General features: G+C 64.0%; 22 protein-coding genes. 10 read left to right on the forward strand and 12 right to left on the reverse strand.

Translation table 11 applies throughout. The features are described 5' to 3' along the window. Window positions 1–45 precede the first annotated feature (45 nt). The gene (yjgA, locus tag R2669_RS24535) at window positions 46–663 is read left to right on the forward strand and encodes a ribosome biogenesis factor YjgA (protein ID WP_316888147.1); all 618 of its coding nucleotides are present in this window, start codon (window positions 46–48) and stop codon (window positions 661–663) included. Continuing rightward, complete coding sequence (gene mog / locus R2669_RS24540; protein ID WP_147214141.1) at window positions 660–1,307, forward strand: molybdopterin adenylyltransferase; 648 nt, start codon at window positions 660–662, stop codon at window positions 1,305–1,307. The genes yjgA and mog overlap by 4 nt, the downstream gene beginning before the upstream one ends. Here the strand turns inward: mog and orn are convergent, their stop codons facing one another. After that, on the reverse strand, window positions 1,308–1,955 hold the full coding sequence (orn, locus tag R2669_RS24545) for an oligoribonuclease (RefSeq protein WP_430708846.1): 648 nt from the start codon (window positions 1,953–1,955) through the stop codon (window positions 1,308–1,310). A 76-nt stretch (window positions 1,956–2,031) separates the two neighbouring features. Here orn and R2669_RS24550 point away from each other — a divergent pair, with 76 nt between their 5' ends. From R2669_RS24550 to R2669_RS24560, 3 genes are read left to right on the forward strand one after another with little or no spacing between them, the layout of a single operon-like run. Then, a complete protein-coding gene (locus R2669_RS24550) occupies window positions 2,032–3,291 on the forward strand; it encodes a M48 family metallopeptidase (protein WP_316902459.1) in 1,260 nt (419 codons plus the stop codon). Beyond that, window positions 3,288–4,235 carry a ribosome small subunit-dependent GTPase A gene (gene rsgA / locus R2669_RS24555; protein WP_316902460.1) on the forward strand — a complete coding sequence of 316 codons (948 nt, stop codon included), beginning with the start codon at window positions 3,288–3,290 and terminating at the stop codon, window positions 4,233–4,235. Before R2669_RS24550 ends, rsgA begins: the two co-directional genes overlap by 4 nt. A 30-nt stretch (window positions 4,236–4,265) precedes the next feature. Next, window positions 4,266–4,580, forward strand: a complete 315-nt coding sequence (locus tag R2669_RS24560) for a hypothetical protein (protein ID WP_316902461.1) — start codon at window positions 4,266–4,268, stop codon at window positions 4,578–4,580. 35 nt (window positions 4,581–4,615) lie between these two features. Here the strand turns inward: R2669_RS24560 and R2669_RS24565 are convergent, their stop codons facing one another. The 6 genes from R2669_RS24565 to rpsP form a co-directional block, all read right to left on the reverse strand. Continuing rightward, the gene (locus tag R2669_RS24565) at window positions 4,616–5,557 is read right to left on the reverse strand and encodes a CobD/CbiB family protein (protein WP_147214137.1); all 942 of its coding nucleotides are present in this window, start codon (window positions 5,555–5,557) and stop codon (window positions 4,616–4,618) included. A 107-nt stretch (window positions 5,558–5,664) separates the two neighbouring features. Further along, window positions 5,665–6,369, reverse strand: coding sequence for a CoA pyrophosphatase (locus R2669_RS24570; RefSeq protein ID WP_316874305.1), 705 nt, complete (start codon window positions 6,367–6,369; stop codon window positions 5,665–5,667). Between the two features lie 103 nt (window positions 6,370–6,472). Continuing rightward, on the reverse strand, window positions 6,473–6,859 hold the full coding sequence (rplS, locus tag R2669_RS24575) for a 50S ribosomal protein L19 (protein WP_012761581.1): 387 nt from the start codon (window positions 6,857–6,859) through the stop codon (window positions 6,473–6,475). 73 nt (window positions 6,860–6,932) lie between these two features. Next, entirely contained in the window at window positions 6,933–7,721 is a 789-nt protein-coding gene (gene trmD / locus R2669_RS24580; protein ID WP_316874189.1) for a tRNA (guanosine(37)-N1)-methyltransferase TrmD, read from the reverse strand. A 23-nt stretch (window positions 7,722–7,744) separates the two neighbouring features. Beyond that, window positions 7,745–8,296 (reverse strand): ribosome maturation factor RimM, encoded by a 552-nt coding sequence (gene rimM, locus R2669_RS24585; protein WP_316902470.1) that lies wholly within the window; start codon window positions 8,294–8,296, stop codon window positions 7,745–7,747. Between the two features lie 133 nt (window positions 8,297–8,429). Then, window positions 8,430–8,684 carry a 30S ribosomal protein S16 gene (rpsP, locus tag R2669_RS24590; RefSeq protein WP_012761578.1) on the reverse strand — a complete coding sequence of 85 codons (255 nt, stop codon included), beginning with the start codon at window positions 8,682–8,684 and terminating at the stop codon, window positions 8,430–8,432. Window positions 8,685–8,829: 145 nt separating this feature from the next. Between rpsP and R2669_RS24595 the strand changes: the two genes are divergently transcribed. From R2669_RS24595 to R2669_RS24610, 4 genes are all read left to right on the forward strand, one after another. Beyond that, window positions 8,830–9,903 carry a PQQ-dependent sugar dehydrogenase gene (locus R2669_RS24595; protein ID WP_316889201.1) on the forward strand — a complete coding sequence of 358 codons (1,074 nt, stop codon included), beginning with the start codon at window positions 8,830–8,832 and terminating at the stop codon, window positions 9,901–9,903. A gap of 193 nt (window positions 9,904–10,096) precedes the next feature. Next, window positions 10,097–10,486, forward strand: a complete 390-nt coding sequence (locus R2669_RS24600; RefSeq protein WP_316888153.1) for a hypothetical protein — start codon at window positions 10,097–10,099, stop codon at window positions 10,484–10,486. A 125-nt stretch (window positions 10,487–10,611) separates the two neighbouring features. Continuing rightward, window positions 10,612–10,794 carry a hypothetical protein gene (locus tag R2669_RS24605; RefSeq protein ID WP_316888154.1) on the forward strand — a complete coding sequence of 61 codons (183 nt, stop codon included), beginning with the start codon at window positions 10,612–10,614 and terminating at the stop codon, window positions 10,792–10,794. Window positions 10,795–10,984: 190 nt separating this feature from the next. Further along, on the forward strand, window positions 10,985–11,440 hold the full coding sequence (locus tag R2669_RS24610) for an NINE protein (protein ID WP_147214132.1): 456 nt from the start codon (window positions 10,985–10,987) through the stop codon (window positions 11,438–11,440). On the opposite strand, the gene R2669_RS24615 is transcribed toward R2669_RS24610, so the two are convergent. The 3 genes from R2669_RS24615 to R2669_RS24625 all read right to left on the reverse strand — a co-directional run bounded on the left by R2669_RS24615 (window position 11,441) and on the right by R2669_RS24625 (window position 14,829). Then, complete coding sequence (locus R2669_RS24615) at window positions 11,441–12,565, reverse strand: PA0069 family radical SAM protein (RefSeq protein WP_316902463.1); 1,125 nt, start codon at window positions 12,563–12,565, stop codon at window positions 11,441–11,443. A gap of 82 nt (window positions 12,566–12,647) precedes the next feature. After that, complete coding sequence (locus R2669_RS24620) at window positions 12,648–14,267, reverse strand: alkaline phosphatase D family protein (protein ID WP_316902464.1); 1,620 nt, start codon at window positions 14,265–14,267, stop codon at window positions 12,648–12,650. A gap of 64 nt (window positions 14,268–14,331) precedes the next feature. Further along, complete coding sequence (locus R2669_RS24625) at window positions 14,332–14,829, reverse strand: Lrp/AsnC ligand binding domain-containing protein (RefSeq protein WP_027677860.1); 498 nt, start codon at window positions 14,827–14,829, stop codon at window positions 14,332–14,334. 122 nt (window positions 14,830–14,951) lie between these two features. On the opposite strand from R2669_RS24625, the gene R2669_RS24630 reads away from it, so the two are divergent. After that, on the forward strand, window positions 14,952–16,241 hold the full coding sequence (locus R2669_RS24630) for a D-amino acid dehydrogenase (RefSeq protein WP_316888158.1): 1,290 nt from the start codon (window positions 14,952–14,954) through the stop codon (window positions 16,239–16,241). Between the two features lie 66 nt (window positions 16,242–16,307). Here R2669_RS24630 and R2669_RS24635 read toward each other — a convergent pair whose 3' ends face one another. Together R2669_RS24635 and R2669_RS24640 are read right to left on the reverse strand one after the other, a co-directional pair. Then, a complete protein-coding gene (locus R2669_RS24635; protein ID WP_316902466.1) occupies window positions 16,308–18,092 on the reverse strand; it encodes an acyl-CoA dehydrogenase in 1,785 nt (594 codons plus the stop codon). Between the two features lie 167 nt (window positions 18,093–18,259). Further along, a partial coding sequence (locus tag R2669_RS24640) for an electron transfer flavoprotein subunit alpha/FixB family protein (RefSeq protein ID WP_316902468.1) occupies window positions 18,260–19,110 on the reverse strand: 851 nt, incomplete at its 5' end.

Below are 19,110 nucleotides of genomic sequence, written 5' to 3' on the forward strand. Positions count from 1 at the left end.
AAGAACTGGCGGAAACGCCCATCATAGCAAGATACAATGCGCGCCATGAGCCGAGCATCCCGACATAACCCCACGTATCTGCAACCCGTCGTGCGCACCGACATCGGTGACGAGGACGATCCGGATACGCCCAAGAGCAAATCGCAGCGCAAGCGCGAGGTCAACGCCTTGCAAGACCTGGGCGCGGCGCTGGAAGCGCTGCCCAAGGACAAACTCGCCAAGGTGCCGCTGCCCGAAAAGCTGGTCGACGCGCTGCGCGAGGCCAAGCGCACCACCGCGCATGAAGGCAAGCGCCGCCAGATGCAGTACATCGGCAAGCTGATGCGCGCGCTGACCGACGAGGAAGTCGAGGCCATCCGCCGCGTCCTCGCCACCTTCGTCGGCGCCTCCAAGGCCGAAACCGCGCGCCTGCATGCCATCGAACGTTGGCGGGACCGCCTGATCGCCAGCGACGACGCCATCACCGAGTTCATTGCAGCGCACCCGGATTCCGACGTGCAGGCGCTCCGTACGCTCGTGCGCAATGCGCGCAAGGAAGCGCAGCTGGCCAAGCCGCCCAAGTCGTCGCGCGAACTGTTCCAGATGGTCAAGCAGGCCCTGTCCGGCAACGACCGCAACGAGGACGACGCCGATCAACCCGAAGCCGAAGACGACGAAGCATGACAGCCCCTGCCCCCTCCGCGCCGATCACCCGCCGCCACGCCGACGAACTGATCGTCGGCTTTGTGTCGATTTCGGACCGCGCCTCGGCCGGCACGTATCAGGATGAAGGGATTCCGGCGCTGCGCGACTGGTTTGTCGCTGCGCTGTCTTCGCCGTGGCAAGGGGTGGAACGGCTGATTCCGGACGATCAGGCCACGATTGCCGACACACTGATCGACCTGGTCGACCATGCCGGCTGCGATCTGGTGCTCACCACGGGCGGCACCGGGCCGACGCGCCGTGATGTGACGCCCGAGGCCACGCTGGCCGTCGCCACCAAGGAAATGCCGGGTTTTGGCGAGCAGATGCGCCAGATCAGCCTGCATTTCGTTCCGACGGCGATCTTGTCGCGTCAGGTGGCGGTGATCCGCGAGACGCCCTCACGCGCTGCGCTGATCATCAACCTGCCGGGTCAGCCGCGCGCCATCAAGGAAACGCTTGAGGGCTTGAAGGATGTAGAGGGCCGCGCCGCGGTGCCGGGCATCTTTGCGGCCGTTCCGTACTGCATCGACCTGATCGGCGGCCCCTATGTCGAGACGCACGACAGCGTGGTCAAGGCCTGGCGGCCCAAACACGCTGTGCGCGCAAAACCGCTGCAGGTCTGATTACGGGGCGACAGAAGACGCCAGCGCCTCAGCGTCGGGCGTTTGCGGCACGTCGCGGATGAAGTGCTCGCGGTAGTAGCGCAGCTCTTCGATCGACTCGATGATGTCTGCGAACGCCGTGTGCCGTTGGTGTTTCGTAAAGCCCTTGGCAATGGCCGGCTGCCAGCGCTTGCAGAGTTCCTTCAGCGTGGAGACGTCCAGGTTGCGGTAATGGAAGTACTCCTCCAGCTTGGGCATGTAGCGCGCCATGAAGCGGCGGTCCTGGCAGATGGAGTTACCGCACATCGGCGACTTGCTCTTCGGCACCCACTTCTTGAGGAACGCCAGGAGTTCCGCTTCCGCTTCCGCTTCGGTCGTGGTCGATGCCTTGACCTTGTCGATCAGGCCCGAGCGGCCATGCGTGCCCTTGTTCCACGCGTCCATGCCGTCGAGCAGCTCGTCGGATTGATGGATCACCAGCACGGGGCCTTCAGCCAGGATGTTCAGCTCCGAATCCGTCACCACCACGGCCACTTCGATGATGCGGTCGTTCTCAGGGCTCAGGCCGGTCATCTCCATATCGAGCCAGACCAGGTTGTTGTCGCTCTTGGCAGCAACACGGTTCGGGGTCGAGGGGGATGCGGTGGACGGGGAAACAGGGGTACTCACTGGGGTGCTCACTCAAGGGCCTTGAGAAAATGACTGAAGGCTATAATTTTCGCATATCTGATAGGTGTTTCCCCACATGCCCGCCTTTACCGTTGTCTTCTTGGTCGCCCTTGTCTTGATGTCCGCCACGCGCCTGTGGCTGGCCGCGCGGCAAATCCGTCACGTCGCGCGTCACCGTGATGCCGTGCCCGCGCAGTTTGCCGGGTCGATCACACTGGACATGCACCGCAAGGCCGCCGACTACACCATCGCCCGCACGCGCCTGGCGATGCTGGAAGTACCGGTTCAGGCAGCCCTCCTGATCGCGCTGACGCTGCTCGGCGGGCTGAACTGGATCAACCAGGCCTGGTTGGGCGTGTTTGGCCCCGGCTACGCGTATGGCGTGGCGCTCATCGCGTCGGTCATCGCGATCAGCAGCGTGATCGAGTTGCCGTTTTCGCTGTATGCGCAGTTCGTCGTCGAAGAGCGTTTCGGCTTCAACCGCATGACGTTCAAGCTCTGGTTGGCCGACAACCTCAAGGGCCTGGCCATCGGTACCGTGCTGGGTCTGCCGCTGCTGCTGGCGGTGCTCTGGCTGATGGACAAGATGGGCGCGCACTGGTGGCTGTACACCTGGGTCGTGTGGATGGCGTTCATGCTGTTTGTGCAGGCCATCTACCCGAACGTCATCGCACCGCTCTACAACAAGTTCACCCCGCTGCAGGACGAAGAGATGCGCTCGCGCATCGAAAGCCTGCTCAAGCGCTGCGGTTTCGCCAGCAAGGGCCTCTTCGTGATGGACGGCAGCCGCCGCAGCGCCCACGGCAATGCCTACTTCAGCGGCTTTGGCGCAACCAAGCGCATCGTCTTCTTCGACACGCTGCTCGCGCGCCTGAACCCGTCCGAGATGGAAGCCGTGCTCGCCCATGAGCTGGGCCATTTCAAGCGCCATCACATCACCAAGCGCATCGCCGTGACGTTCGTGCTGAGCCTCGGTGCGCTGGCGCTGCTCGGCTGGCTCATGACGCGCACGTGGTTCTACCTCGGCCTGGGCGTGGCGCCCAACCTGTTCTCCGACAACCACGCGCTGGCGCTGATGCTGTTTTTCCTGGTGCTGCCGGTATTCACGTTCTTCGTCTCGCCGCTGGCGAGCCTGTCGTCGCGCAAGGATGAGTACGAAGCGGATGCCTTTGCCGCCGAGCACGCCGACGCCAATCAGCTCGTCTCGGCGCTGGTCAAGCTGTTCCAGGACAACGCATCGACGCTCACACCGGACCCGGTCTACTCCACGTTCTACTATTCGCACCCGACTGCATCGCAGCGCGTGGAGCGCCTCGTGCAGGCCCGCGCGGCATGACGCGCGGCAAACCGGGCCGCGCCCATAAGCAGGCGGCCACTGGCGAACATGGGCTCGTGATCGCCGCGCACGGGCGCCATTACCTTGTCGAACGCGAAGGGGGCGGTTTCCTGCAATGCTTTCCACGGGGCAAACGCAGCGAGTGCGCCGTCGGCGATCGCGTGGTCTATGAAACCACCGCTGTCGACCAAGGCGTCGTGGTGCGGGTGGACGAGCGCCGCAACCTGCTCTATCGCTCCGATCAGTTCAAATCGAAGGTGCTGGCCGCGAATCTGGATCAGGTCATCATCATGCTCGGCACCGAGCCGGGTTTTTCGGAAGACCTGCTCGGCCGCGCGCTCGTCGCCGCAGAATCCCTCGGCATCACCCCGCTGATCCTGCTCAACAAAATCGACCTGACCGCGCGACTGGAGACGGCGCGCTCACGCCTGGAGCTTTACCGGGGTCTCGGTTACACCATCGTCGAACTGACCGTGCACGGCGCACCGGAAGCCGCACATGCCGCGCTCGAACCGCACGTGGCGGGCCGTGCCTCGATCCTCATTGGCCAGTCAGGCATGGGTAAATCGTCGCTGCTGAACCTGCTGATTCCGGGCGTGGATGCGCAGACGCGCGAGATCTCCGAGAAACTTGACTCGGGCAAGCACACGACCACGTTCACGCGGCTTTATCACCTCCCGGCAGAATGGGGCCAGGGTGGCGTACTGATCGACTCGCCGGGCTTCCAGGAATTCGGCTTGCATCACCTCAGCGAAGGGATGCTGGAACGCGCCTTCCCGGAGTTCCGTCCGCGCCTGACCGAGTGCCGCTTTTATAACTGCCGGCACCTGCAGGAACCCGGCTGTGGCATTCTCGGCGCGATGGCCGAGGGCAAGATCGATCCACGCCGTCACCAGCTTTACGCGCAATTGCTGCACGAATCGGAACAGCAGAAGCCCTGGTAAGGGCTTCGTCATACGCTCGTGGAGGGTGGGATGAAGTTGCTGATCAGCAGTCCATCGTTGGGCATGGCGGCACACTGGCGGAACGTCCTGTCTGCCGCTGGCATTCGCACTGAGCTCCGCAACATCTACTTGAGCAGCGTGGCGGGTGACGTTCCGCCACAGGATTGCGCGGCACAGGTCTGGCTGGTGAACCCGGCGCAGGAAGCGCAGGCCCGCGTACTGCTCGATCAGGCGCAACACCCGCCGGCCGGGCCGGCATGGCGTTGCGTACATTGCGGCGAGAGCCATGAGCCGCAGTTCGCACAGTGCTGGCGTTGCGGTAAAGACCGCGAGAATGCGGCCTGATTTGAGTGATCGATTTGGCGCCTAGGCTTGGTGCGTCAGCCCAGCCACACGGCAATCGACAACATCGCCAGCAGCAGCATCCACAGCACCACAGCGCGCCACACCAGCCCAACAGCCGATTGCAGCGTACGCACGTTCGGCTCCTGCCCCACTTCCATCGGATAGGCGCCATCCTCGTCGGCAATGCTGTCGGCCGAGTCGCGCTGCGGGATAGGCGTGCCAAGACGCACGCCGAGTGCCCCGCCGCCGGCAGCCAGCAGGATACCGTTCACTTCGTCGTTCCACTTGGCAGCGCGGTTGCGCCAGGCATACACGGCGTCTTCAAAGTTACCGACGATCGAAAAGCCGACGGCAGTGAGCCGCGCAGGAACGTAGTCGATGATGAAAAACGCCTGACGGGCAAAGAGACCGAGCGCCGGGCTGCGTTCCGTCGACGTATCGCTCCAGTGGCGAGCGAGATATTCAGCGCCGCGATACAGCACCACACCCGCCGGCCCGATCGGCACCAGGAACCAGAAGAACACGCCAAACACGTGACGATGCGCCGCCACGATCGCGCATTCGAGCGTGTGACGGACGATCTCATTGACAGGCATGTCGGTGGTGTCGCGTCCCGACCATTCGTTCAGCAACAGGCGCGCGGTGACAACGTCATCGCTGCGCAACGCCTCGTGGATATCAGTGAAGTAGTGGCTGAACTGGCGGAAGCCGAGCGTCAGGTACACCATCAGCACGTTCCACAGGAACGCCAGACCGAGGCTGATGGAAGACAGCAGGTAGTGCACCAGCGCCACGACCACCACGGCCGGCAGCGTGACCACGCACCAGGCGAGCACTGCATCGCGACGATGGCCGGTATCGAACCATTCTTCTGCCCGCGCTGCCAGAGCGCGCACGACGTCGTAGATCGGGTTGTCCCGGCTGAGCGCACGAAACTGTTCGAGAATCAGCGCGCAGAGTACGGAGAAGAAAGTCATTGGAAAGGCGTTGCGAGGGCGTGGGTCACGCCGTGAGGGCGATGTGCAAGACGATAGCACACAGCGTGCGCGCCACAGCGCACAGGAAGCCCATATTCGCGCCGACGCTACGCTGCCAGAAGGTGATACAGGTTGCGCAGCATGCCCGCTGTCGCGCCCCAGATGAAGTGATGGCCGGCGTCAGGTGCGTGGCCCGATCGCCCAGATCGCCGGTAAGGCATCGCATAGAAACGACGCACACGGTCCTCCCATCGCAGCTCGCGCACTTGGTGGTTGGCCGGGTCCATCAAAAAGGCCAGCGGCACTTCAAACACTTCGGCCACTTCACTGGGGTCCGGCTGCAGCGTGAAATCGGGCGCGAGCAATCCGACAATCGGGCTCACATGGAAGCCCGTCCCGGTGATGTAGTCGGGCAAGCGACCGATCACTTCGATGTGATCGGCACTGATGCCAACCTCTTCCATCGTCTCGCGCAGTGCCGTGTCGACCATGTCACGATCAAAGTCTTCACGTCCGCCGCCAGGAAAGCTCACCTGGCCGGCATGTTGGCTAAGCGACGCATTGCGCTGCGTCAGCAGCACCGTCAGCCCCGGCTCGCGCTGCACGAGCGGTACGAGCACCGCCGCCTCACGCAGCTTGAGCGACGCATCGATCAGGCGGGATTCATCCGTTTGTTCCGGGTGCCAGTCGGGCTGCTTCTGCAACCGCTCGCGCACGAATTCCGCTGTCAGCCGCGAGCCGTCAAGCGCCGGCAACGATGCCTCGGGCGGCACCACCGGCAACTGCTCAGGATCGAACACGGGACGGCGCATCGGAGGGGAATGAAGGTGTGGGCGGAAGACATACATGTGGTCAATCTTCTGCCGCAAAAGAGAAAAAAGGCACCCGAAGGTGCCTTTTCGCAACGCGCGCAGATTACTCCGCAGCGGCTTCCTTGCGCTTGAAGGTCAGCTTCTCCTTGATGCGTGCCGACTTGCCCGAGCGTTCGCGCAGGTAGTACAGCTTCGCACGGCGCACATCACCGCGACGCTTCACTTCGATGCTGGCCAGCAGCGGCGAGTACAGCTGGAACGTACGCTCCACGCCTTCGCCCGAAGAGATCTTGCGAACGATGAAGGACGAGTTCAGGCCACGATTGCGCTTGGCAATCACGACGCCTTCATACGCCTGCACACGCTTGCGGGTGCCTTCAACGACGTTCACGTTGACGATCACGGTGTCGCCAGGGGCGAACGGGGGGATCGTCTTGTTGGCCGTCAGGCGCTTGATTTCTTCCTGCTCGATTTGCTCGATGAGATTCATCTTTTTCTCCTTGACCATCATGCCGGCGTTTTGCCCAGTCGGTAGACCGCGGCCCCGGTAGAGGATGGGAACTTCACTTGGCCGAGCCCTCCGGACTGGAAGCCTCTGACCCCTTCGCCGTTATCGCCGCGGCAGCGAGGAAAACCTCATCGCTGCGGGACAACAAACCCTGCTTGCGCGCCGCCTCGACCAGATCGGGCCGCTTGCGCATCGTGTTCAACAGCGCCTGCTGGCGGCGCCACTTCTCGATCTCGGCGTGGTGGCCACCCAGCAAGACATCGGGCACACGCACACCTTCGTACTCTTCGGGCCGCGTGTAATGCGGGCAGTCGAGCAAACCGTTGACGAAACTGTCCTGCACCGCCGACTGCGCATCGCCCAGCACACCTGGCAACTGCCGCACCACGGCGTCGATGATCGCCATCGCCGCAATTTCGCCGCCGGACAGGACGAAATCGCCAAGGCTGATTTCCTCATCCACGCGACGGTCGACGAGACGCTGATCAATCGCTTCGTAGCGCCCGCACAGCAACGTGAGCGCCGGCAACTGCGCCAGCTCCATCACCCGCTTGTGCGTCAGCGGCTTGCCTTGCGGCGACAGCAGCACCACATGCGACGCCGCCGGGGCTTGCGCCTCATGAATCGCGTCCAGTGCAGCTTCCAGCGGCTTGGCCAACATCACCATGCCTGGGCCACCGCCGTAAGGGCGATCGTCCACGGTGCGGTAGTTGTCCGTCGTGAAATCGCGCGGGTTCCAGGTGCGTAACGTGTACACCTGCTGTTTGGCTGCGCGGCTGGTGATGCCCCAGTCGGTCAGCGCCCGGAACATGTCCGGAAACAGCGAGACGACGTCGAACTGCATCGCCGAATTCTCCGGCCGCATGTTCAGTAATCCAGACCCCAGTCGACGACGATGCGCTTGCCTGCGACATCCACCGACTTCACGTAAACCTCGACAAACGGCACCAGCCGCTCGACCTCGCCTTCGCCAACGACACGCAGGATTTGATGCGCACCGTTGTCGATCAGGCCGCCCACCGTGCCAAGCGTTTCCTCTTGCTCGTTGACGACCGTGGCGCCGATCAGATCGACCCAGTAAAACTCGTCATCTTCAGGCTCAGGAAAGTCGGCCCGGCTGACCCACACGGTATAGCCGCGCAATGCTTCCGCGACATTCCGATCCGGCGCGGCAGGCGAACCCGCCACCACCGTGCCGCTGTGCTCACGCGACGTGCCGACGGGAAACACCCGCCAGTCCGCCGACGTCGCCGGCCCGGAAGCAGGCTTGAGCCACCAAGTGCGGGCATTCAGCAGCGCATCGGCGTCGCCGTGCAACTGGACCTTGATCCAGCCACGAATACCGTAGGCCCCACCCACATAGCCCACCTCGATGAGATCGTCGGGAAGGGTCGGATTGGAGCCCGTACCCGGACGCATGGCTTGCAGCCGTTCGGCAACCTTTTGCGAGATTGCCTGCGTTGCAACAGCCACGGGACCGGGCCGTGTCGATCCAGCGCGCGTCACAGCAGGATGTGCTCGGACGGCACCGTCGATCGACGCATGCTAAAACTTAGGCAGCAGCCTTCTTGGCGCTTTGCTTCACCAGACGGGCAACCGTCGGCGACAGCTGCGCGCCCACGCCTTCCCAGTAGGTCAGGCGGTCTTGCACGATGCGTAGACCTTCTTCGCCTTCACCGGCGAGCGGGTTGTAGAAACCGACGCGCTCGATGAAACGGCCATCACGGCGGTTACGCGAGTCGGTCGCAACGATATTGAAGAACGGGCGCTTCTTGGAGCCACCGCGGGCCAGACGGATCACGACCATGGATCTTTTCCTTGAAAAACTGGGTATGCGTACAGAGAAACACGCAAGTATAGCGCAATTTCTCCGACCAAACAAACACTTAGGCTGGGCGAAGGTGTGCGGCCCATGGCGGGCGCGGCTTCGGCGGTACGTGACGGTGGCTGTTGTGCTCGCAGCTTGGCTTGGCACGGGGCCGGCTGCGCTCGCCAAGCTTCCCATCGAGTCGCTCCAGGTACCGCCGGGCTTTCAGGTCGAAGTCCTCACTGACGCGATGCCGGCAGCGCGCGAAATGGCGCTATCTCCGGCCGGCATTCTGTATGTGGGGAGCCGCGCGGGCAAGGTCTACGCGACGCGGTGGCAGACGGCAAACGCGCCAATCCATGTGGTGGCATCGGGGCTGGAACTCCCCGTTGGGGTGGCGTGGCGCGACGGGAGCCTTTATGTATCGGCGGTCTCGCGCGTCGTGCGGCTGGACGGCATCGACCGCCGGATCGAGAGGCCGCCACAGCCCGTTGTCGTCAATGACAAGCTGCCGACGGAGACGCATCACGGATGGAAATTCATCGCGTTCGGCCCGGACGGCAGGCTGTATGTGCCGGTAGGCGCACCCTGCAATATCTGCCGCCCCGATGAAAATCGGTACGCCAACCTCATGCGCATGAACGCCGACGGAAGCGGGCTGGAACTCGTGGCGCGCGGCATCCGCAACACGGTCGGCTTCGACTGGCATCCGACCACGCACGAATTGTGGTTCACGGACAACGGCCGCGACCTCATGGGCGACGATGTGCCAGACGACGAACTGAATCGCATTACCCAACCGAATCCGCACTTCGGCTACCCGTTCTGCCACGCGGGCGACATTCCGGACCCGGAGTTTGGCGCGGGGCATTCGTGCCGCAACTACGCCCCACCCGCCGCGAAGCTCGGGGCGCACGTGGCGGCGCTAGGCATGCGCTTCTATACAGGCAGCAGTTTTCCGGCGGAGTACCGGAACAACATCTTCATCGCCGAGCACGGCTCGTGGAACCGATCATCGAAAGTCGGCTATCGCGTCATGCGCGTCGTGTTGGACGCCACCGGCAATGTGACGAAGCAGGAACCATTCGTTCACGGCTGGTTACGAGGCGAGCAAGCTTGGGGACGCCCAACAGATGTGCTCGTGGCGCCCGACGGCAGCTTGCTGGTTTCCGACGACTCGGCCGGCGCGGTGTATCGCATCCACTACACCGGGAAATGACATCTACGTCGCCCAACGCCCAGGCAAAGCGTGCACGAAACATCTCGTTACATGGGTAACGTTCGGACAGTGGATGCCTGCTGAGTGAAGCCTTACATTGACAGGCATGAACACGCGCCGCCGATCTCCCTTGCACATGCCAGAAGCACGCGGCGCGTGGCACTTTCGAATCCTTGCCCGACAGGAGATAGCCATGCCGATCCGCGCATTGCTTCGCACCTTGGCGGCAGGCGTTCTGATCGTCGCCTCTGCGGGCGCTGTGGCTGCCAACGCATCGGCGCGTCAAACCGCCGTCGCCTCCGCAGAATCCACCATGCCCGCCTGGACGCAAGCGGCACAGACCATGCCGCAGGAGCGTCCGCTGGTGGCGCAATTCTTCGCTGACAGCCGGGGCGAGCAGGCCGCCCGCATCCGCGCGCAGATGGAACGTATGGAAGCGCGCGCCCGGGCTGACGACCGCCTCAACGGCCGGATTCAGCCCCGGGACGGCGGCGGCCGCGGAGACTGGCAGCAGCAGGAACGCATGCGTCAGGAACGAGGGAACGGCGACCAAGGCAACTGGCGGGGCTCGCGCCGCGGTTGAGGCGCGTCGCTCCTAATTTCACATCCCGGAACTTGGCGGGCACGCCTGAGTCGGATTAGATGGCACGTACGCGCGGTTGAGGCGACCGTGCCATCACACCAATCACAACGACAACAGGTGCTTCAATGTCATTCCCTCTTCACCGCCATGTGCGGCTTATCCTCGGCCTCATCTGGACCACAGCCTTTATGCTGATGCTCGCTCACCTGCTCTACGGCAAAGTCAGCCTGCGCGGCCAAGCGCCTCGACTGCAGCAGGATTCGACGGTTTCGATGAGCGTGCCGTCGCTGCGCCCGGTTCCGATTTAGTGACCCTGCCTCTCCCGCCGCAAACGCTACGCAGCGTTGCGCGCCTCCGGCCAACCTGACGGCCGCTTCCCCAAGTTGCTGATGCGTCTTTAAGACGCGCTCCTGGCGCCGCCGTTTGGCTGCGCCGCGGTTGACGTTGGGCGTAGAATGCGCGGCGCTGTGTTGTCTTGCCGTGTGTTCGCCGCCCGCTATGTCTACGACCGCTCTCCAAAAAAAATCCAAGCTGCTGACCGTGCTGCTCGCCTTCCTGTTCGGAAGCGTGGGCGCACATCGTTTCTATCTCAAGGGCGGACGCGATTTCTGGGCATGGTCGCAGGTCTTTGCCACGGTGCTCGGTGTGGTTGGCGTGGCGCTGCTGTGGACGACGCAGCGCGCGAGCGTCCCGGGCTGGGTCTGCGCGGTGATCGGCGGATCTTCGGTGCTCGCGGGCTATCTCTCGGCGCTCGTCTACGGCCTGCGCCCTGACGAGAAATGGGACGCGCAATTCAATGCCGACGGCACGCCCACCCATTCGGGTTGGCCGGTCGTACTGCTCAGCATCCTCACGCTGATGATCGGCACGGGCCTGCTCATGGCCGGTCTCGCCATCACCTTCCAGACGTATTTCGAAACGCAGGTGCAGGCAGCGAAAGAGCTGTCGCAGTAGTCAGAACAAACTGCCCTGGCGCTCGTCGACGGGCTTTCGCGGTTTGACGGCGCGCGCAGGCGGCTTGAACTGCGAGGTGTCGAGCACCCGCTCGTTGTAGCGGTGGTAGCTGAAGCCGAGCCTGTCGGCGGCCTTGTAGAAACGCTGCCGCAATAAGTCGGCCCAGATGCCGGTGCCGCGCATGCGCGTGGCGAAATCCGCCTTGTAGTCCTGCCCGCCGTGCAGATCGCGGACGCGGTTCATCACGCGTTGCGCGCGGTCGGGAAAATGCGCCATCAGCCAATCCTGAAACACCGCGTTCAGCTCATTTGGCAAGCGCAGCACGATGTAGCTCGCGTACGTGGCCCCCGCCTCGCGCGCAGCTTCCAGAATCTGCTCCATGTGGTCGTCGGTGACGAAGGGAATCATCGGAGCGACGCTGACACCCACCGGAATACCAGCGTCGGCCAGCGTGCGGATCGTGCGCAGGCGTCGCGATGGCGTGGCGGCCCGGGGCTCGAGCTTGCGCGCAAGATCGGCGTCGAGCGTGGTAATCGTGACGGCGGCTACGACAAGGTTCTTCGCAGCCATCGGGGCGAGCAGATCGATGTCGCGCTCAATCAAGCTCGACTTGGTGATGAGCCCGACGGGGTGATCGCAATCGTGCAGCACCTGCAGCACATCGCGCGTGATGCGCAGTTCGCGCTCGATCGGCTGGTACGCATCGGTGTTCACGCCCAGCGCAATGGCTTCGCAGCGGTAGCTGGGTTTGGCCAGCGTTTCGCGCAGCACCTCGGCGGCATTGGCCTTGGCGAACAGCTTGGTCTCGAAGTCCAGCCCGGGCGACAACTCCAGATACGCATGCGTCGGTCGCGCGAAGCAATACACGCAACCATGCTCGCAGCCGCGGTACGGATTGAGCGACACCCCAAACGGAATATCCGGCGACTGGTTGTGGCTCAGGATCGAGCGCGCCCGCTCGATGGAGACGCTGGTCTCGATGCGCGGCGGCGCCTCATCCGGATCGAGATGCCCGACAAGCGGTTGCCAGCCGTCATCGACGCGCGTGCGTTCGTCGCGCTCGAAGCGGCCTTGCAGATTGGAAGTGGCGCCGCGTCCCTTGCGGGGGACGTGGCGGTCGGACATATCGGACACAGCGGAACAGAGTGGATGCGGGGGCTTGCTGATCCTATCGCATCCGCTCCCGCCGCGCTGTGGGTGACGCCGGCTACGCCTCGGGGTCGAGCTTCACTTCCCAGAGCGATTTGCCGTCGAGGTCGTGCAGCGATACGTGCATCGTCCGCGTGACCGGGTCGATCTTGGCTCGGCCGTAATACTGCTGCAGCGCCGCGGGCGACTGGTTCTGCGGATTGTCCTTGGGAATACTGACGTAGCGCACGTCCGGCCCAAAAGTCTGATCCACTTCGTTCGGCCCGAACGTGCCGGCGTTGATCGGCCCGCCGACGAACTCCCAGAACGGTTTGAACTCCGTGAATTTGGCGCGCGACGGGTGGTAGTACGTCGCCTGCGCGTAGTGGACGTCAGCCGTCACCCACACCACGTTCTGGATGTTTTCCTGCTTGATGAAACGCAGGATCTCGGCCAGTTCCAGTTCGCGTCCCGAGGGCGCACCGTCATCCGCATTCGCCCACGCTTCGTAGGTGCCCTTGGGCACATCGGGGTTCAGATCCGGCACCACCAGCGAGATCGGCATGTCGCTGGCAATCACCTTCCACGTCGCCTTCGACTGCTTGAGCGATTGCTTGAGCCACGCCGCCTGTGCCGGACCGAGGAAGGCCGAATCGGCATCCAGCCGGGTCTGGCGGTTCGGTGAATTGCGCCCGCGATAGCTGCGTTCGTCCAACATGAACACGTCGAGCAGCGGGCCGTACTGGAACGCGCGGTAAATCTGCTCTGGGTCGATTGGATTGAAGCGGAACGGGTTGTACTCGAACATCGCCTGCTTCGCGCGGGCCGCGAGCAGCGATGCGCTGCGCTCCTGATAGCGCTTCTCTTCCGGGCCGATCTGCTGGCCGGGGTACCAGTTGTTGCGCACCTCGTGGTCGTCCCACTGCACGAGGAACGGCACCTCGGCGGAAAACGCGCGCTTGTTCTTGTCGAGCTGGTTGTAGGCAAAGGCGCCGCGGTAGTCGTCGAGCGTCTGCGCAACGTGCGACTTGGCCTCGGTAACGAGGTTGGTCCACAGCGAGCCGTCGGGCAATTTCACCTCGGCCTGGATCGGGCCGTCGGCATAGATCTGATCGCCGGAGTGGATGAAAAAGTCGGGCGATTCACGGCGCATCGCTTCGTACAGACGATAGCCGCCGAAACGCTCGTTGATACCCCAGCCCTGACCCGCCTCGTCGCCGGAGAAGACGAAGCAGATCGGGCGATTGGCCTGGACCGGCGCCGTGCGAAAGCGACCGGCAACCGGCTCGCTGAAGACCTTATCGTGCACGAGGTCCTGGAAGCGCACGCGGTAAAACAGGTCTGCGCCGGCAGGCAGGCCCGTCAGATCGACGCGGGCTGTCAGGCTGTTGCTCTCAAGTGCCGCTGGGCCAACACGACGCGCGACGGTCTTGAAGGCGGCCTCCGTCGAGTATTCGACGATCATGCGTGCCGGACGATCGGTGCGGCTCCAGACGATGGCGCTGTCGGCCGTGATATCACCGCTCATCACGCCGCCGGGCATTTGCGGGCGCAGGCGCTCGGACGTCACTGCAGCCGGCGCGACGCCCTGGGCAAGCACGTCGCCAATACGCGAGCCCAGCAGCGCGGTACTGCTGGCGGAAACAAGACCCTTGATCAGCGTGCGGCGGGTCGGCTTGAAGAGCGGCTGGTCGGACATGTGGGCTCCGGTGTGGGCGATGAAGATGCCGGCCAGCGTAAGGCGTTTGCGTGACAACGCTACGTCACGCGCCCTCTTCCGTGACGTCGATGGCGAGCGTCTCCTTGATCTCCTCCATCACGATGTAACTCTTGGACTGCACTGCGCCGGGCAGCTGGAGCAGGATGTCGCCCAGCAAGCGCCGGTATTCGCTCATCTCGCGAATGCGCGCCTTGATGAGGTAGTCGAAATCGCCGGAGACGAGGTGGCACTCCAGCACTTCAGGGATGCGCAGCACCTCGCGGCGAAACTGCTCGAACATGTTGCCGGATTTGCTGCCCAGGCTGATCTCCACAAACACCAGCAGCGACGCGCCCAGCATGGCCGGATTGAGCCGCGCGTAGTAGCCGAGGATGAAGCCCTCGCGCTCCAGGCGCTTGACCCGCTCGATGCACGGCGTAATGGTCAGGCCGACTGCCTCGGACAGTTCCTTCATCGACAGTCGCCCGTCCTTTTGCAGCAGGTCGAGAATGCGCCGGTCGAGCTTATCGAGGGCCCGGACGGGCTTGCGCTGGGTTCGCATGGTCGAAAACGCCTCAAAATCGAAATTGTTTCTGTTTCCATTAAATATACAGAAACAATTGCTGGTGTTGTACGAATACGATAGCGACATCTATCGCAAATGCATCTCCGGGGAGTATCACCATGCGCGTGCTCGTTCTTGGCAGCGGCGTGATTGGCGTCAGCAGCGCCTACTACCTGGCCCGCGCGGGCCATGAAGTCACCGTCGTCGACCGCGAAGCGGGTCCGGCGCTGGAGACGAGCTTCGCCAATGCTGGCCAGATTTCGCCGGGCTACGCCTCGCCGTGGGCCGCCCCGGGCGTGCCGCTGAAGGCGATCAAGTGGATGTTCCAGCAGCACGCGCCGCTTTCCATCCGCCCCGACGGCACCCTCTTCCAGCTCAAATGGATGTGGCAGATGCTGCGCAACTGCGACGCTGCCAGCTATGCGCAGAACAAGGAGCGCATGGTCCGCCTGGCCGAATACAGCCGCGACTGCATCCGCGAGCTGCGCGCCGATACCGGCATCACCTACGAAGGCCGCCAGCAAGGCACGCTGCAAATCTTCCGCACCCAGCAACAGCTCGACGGCGCCGCGAACGACATCGCCGTGCTTGAGCGCGCCGGCGTGCCCTACGAACTGCTTTCGCGCGAAGACCTCGTGCGCAGTGAACCGGGCCTCGCCTCGACCCGCCACAAGCTGGCCGGTGGCTTGCGCCTACCCAACGACGAAACGGGCGATTGCCAGCTCTTCACCACGCGCCTGGCCGCGATGGCAGAAAAGCTCGGCGTGCGCTTCCGTTTCAACAGCACGATCAACAGCCTCATCTTCAAGAACGACGCCGTCCGCGGCGCGCTGGTCGATGGCCAGCCGATCGACGCCGACCTTGTGGTCGTGGCGCTGGGCAGCTACAGCACGCCGTTCCTGAAGAACCTGGTGAACGTGCCGGTCTACCCGCTCAAGGGTTTCTCGATCACCGTACCGATGACGGATGCGGACAAGAGCCCCGTGTCCACCATCCTGGACGAGACCTACAAAGTGGCCGTGACGCGCTTTGACGACCGCATCCGCGTGGGCGGCATGGCGCAGATCGTCGGCTACGACAAGCGCCTCGACCCGGGCAAGCGCAAGACGCTGGAGTTCGTGGTCAACGATCTGTTCCCGGGTGCCGGTGATGTGTCGCGCGCGTCGTTCTGGACCGGCCTGCGGCCGATGACGCCGGACGGCACGCCGATCGTTGGTCAGACGCCCGTGCGCGGCCTGTGGCTCAACACGGGGCACGGCACGCTGGGTTGGACCATGGCATGCGGCTCGGGCAAGCTGCTGTCGGATCTGGTGTCGGGGCGCTCACCTGCCATCCGCTCCGATGATCTCTCGGTGTATCGCTATCTGGGCGGCACCCCGATGCCCGCAACCAAGCCTGCGCTGGCCTGATCGCCTGCGCTGCATGCAATGAAAAAGGGAGGCTTCGGCCTCCCTTTTTTGTCCTGCTGGTGCCGCTCAGAACTGGACTTCCGGCACCGCGCCGATCGTCTCGCCGCCGGTCAGGATCGACTGTGCGATACCCGGCGCCTGCGTGAGCAACACGTCTGCAAACACGCGTGCCGTGGCGATCTTCGCACCGTAGAAGTTCGGATCTTCGCTTTCGCGGTCCGTGGCCACCAGCAGCGCACGGGCCATCTGCCAGCCCGACAGCACGATGCCGCACAGTCGCAGATACGGCACGCTGCCCGCAAAGACGGCGTTCGGCTGCGCCTTGGTCTGCTCGACCACAAAGTGCACCACCGATTCCAGCGCCTCGCGGCCCGCCGCCAGACGCGCACGCATCGCGTCGCAATGCGCACCGCCCTTCGCCGCCAGGGCCGCTTCCACCTTGGCGATTTCCGCGCAGATGCCCAACGCCACCGCGCCACCGTCACGCACCGTTTTGCGGCCGATCAGGTCGTTGGCCTGGATGGCCGTGGTGCCTTCGTAGATCGGCAGGATGCGCGCATCGCGATAGAACTGCGCGGCGCCCGTCTCTTCGATAAAGCCCATGCCGCCGTGCACCTGCACACCGAGGCTCGTCACGTCGATCGACATCTCGGTGCTCCAGCCCTTCACGATCGGCACCAGGAATTCGTACAGCGCTGCATTCTGCTTGCGTGCAGCTTCGTCGGCAGCGTGATGGCCGGCATCGCAGGCCGCGGCAGCCACGTAGGCCAGCGCACGCGCGCCTTCCGTCATGGCGCGCATCGTCAGCAGCATGCGCTTGACGTCCGGGTGGTGAATGATCGGCACGGCCTTGGCGGCAGAGCCATCCACGGGGCGGCTCTGCACACGCTCGCGCGCATAGGCCACGGCCTTCTGGTACGCGCGCTCCGACACGCCAATGCCCTGCATGCCCACCGCATAACGCGCCGCATTCATCATGATGAACATGTATTCCAGGCCGCGATTTTCTTCGCCGACCAGCGTCCCGATCGCGCCGCCGTGATCGCCAAACTGCAGCACGGCCGTCGGGCTCGCCTTGATGCCAAGCTTGTGTTCGATCGACACGCAGTGCGCATCGTTGCGCGCGCCCAGCGAACCATCTGCATTGACCATCAACTTCGGCACCACAAACAGCGAGATCCCTTTCACGCCTTCCGGTGCGCCAGGCGTGCGCGCCAGCACGAGGTGGACGATGTTCTCGGCCATGTCGTGCTCGCCCCAGGTGATGAAGATCTTCGTGCCGAAGATCTTGAAGGTGCCGTCGCCCACGGGCTCAGCGCGCGTGCGCACAAGTGCCAGGTCGGAGCCCGCCTGGGGTTCGGTCAGGTTCATCGTGCCCGTCCATTCGCCCGAGATGAGCTTGGGGACGAAAAGCTGTTTCTGCTCTTCGGTGCCAGCCGTCAACAACGCCTCAATGGCGCCATCCGTGAGCAACGGGCACAGCGCGAACGACAGGTTCGCCGCGTTTAGCATTTCGATGCACGCCGTGGCGATCAGCTTCGGCAGGCCCTGGCCGCCGTATTCCACCGGATGCTGCACGCCCTGCCAGCCGCCTTGGCCGAACTGCGCGAACGCCTCCTTGAAACCCGCGGTGGCGGTGACGACGCCGTCCTTCCAGCTGCTCGGGTTACGGTCGCCTTCCACATTCAGCGGCGCAACGACTTCACCGGTAAAGCGCGCGCTTTCTTCCAGCACGGCCTGCGCCGTGTCAGCGGTGGCGTCTTCAAAACCGGGCAGCTTGGCGACGTTGTCCAGGCCGGCCAGTTCGTTCATCACGAACAGCATGTCCTTGACGGGGGCTTGATAGGTCATGTCTCTCTCCAACTCTCGTTAAGCGCGATCAGGACAGCGCCGCATCGGGTCGTGACGCGCTCTCCTGATGGCGCTTGCGTATAAAAAAGCCGTTTCCAAACAGGTCGGAAACGGCTTTGCGTCGGGCATTGCGGCGCACCTTAACCAAGGCACGCCGCACGGTGCAATCAGCCCAGTGCGGTCACCAGCTCCGGCACGACGGCGTTCAGGTCGCCCACGAGGCCGTAGTCCGCCACCTGGAAGATCGGCGCTTCCGGATCCTTGTTGATCGCCACGATCACCTTGGAATCCTTCATGCCAGCCAAGTGCTGGATCGCGCCCGAGATACCCACGGCGATGTACAGCTGCGGCGCGACGATCTTGCCCGTCTGACCGACTTGATAGTCGTTCGGCACGAAGCCGGCATCGACGGCGGCGCGCGAGGCACCCAGGGCCGCGCCCAGCTTGTCGGCCAGCGGCGTCAGCACCTTGGTGTAGTTTTCGCCCGAGCCTACGCCACGGCCGCCCGACACGATGATCTTCGCGGCGGTCAGTTCCGGGCGGTCGCTCTTCGTCACTTCGCGCGAGGCGAATTGCGAGATACCGGCATCAGCCACGGCAGTCAGGTTTTCGGTGGCCGCCGAACCACCCGTGGCCGCAGCCGGGTCGAACGCCGTGCCACGCACGGTGATCACCTTCACCTTGTCGGACGATTGCACGGTGGCAATTGCGTTGCCGGCGTAGATCGGGCGCTCGAAGGTGTCGGGGCCGTCGACCTTGGTGATGTCGGACAGCTGGGCCACGTCCAGCTTGGCGGCCACGCGCGGCAGGATGTTCTTGCCGTAGGCGGTGGCGGGCGCCAGGATGTGGCTGTAGTTACCGGCAACGGCCAGAGCCTGCTCGGCGACGTTCTCGGCCAGGCCATCGGCAAACTGCGGGGCGTCGGCTACCAGCACCTTGGTCACGCCGGCGATCTGCGCGGCGGCCTGTGCAGCCGCGCCGCAGCCAGCGCCGGCCACCAGCACGTGGACGTCACCGC

It is taken from the genome of Ralstonia edaphi (genome assembly GCF_958350185.1).
GTDB classification, from domain to species: domain Bacteria; phylum Pseudomonadota; class Gammaproteobacteria; order Burkholderiales; family Burkholderiaceae; genus Ralstonia; species Ralstonia edaphi.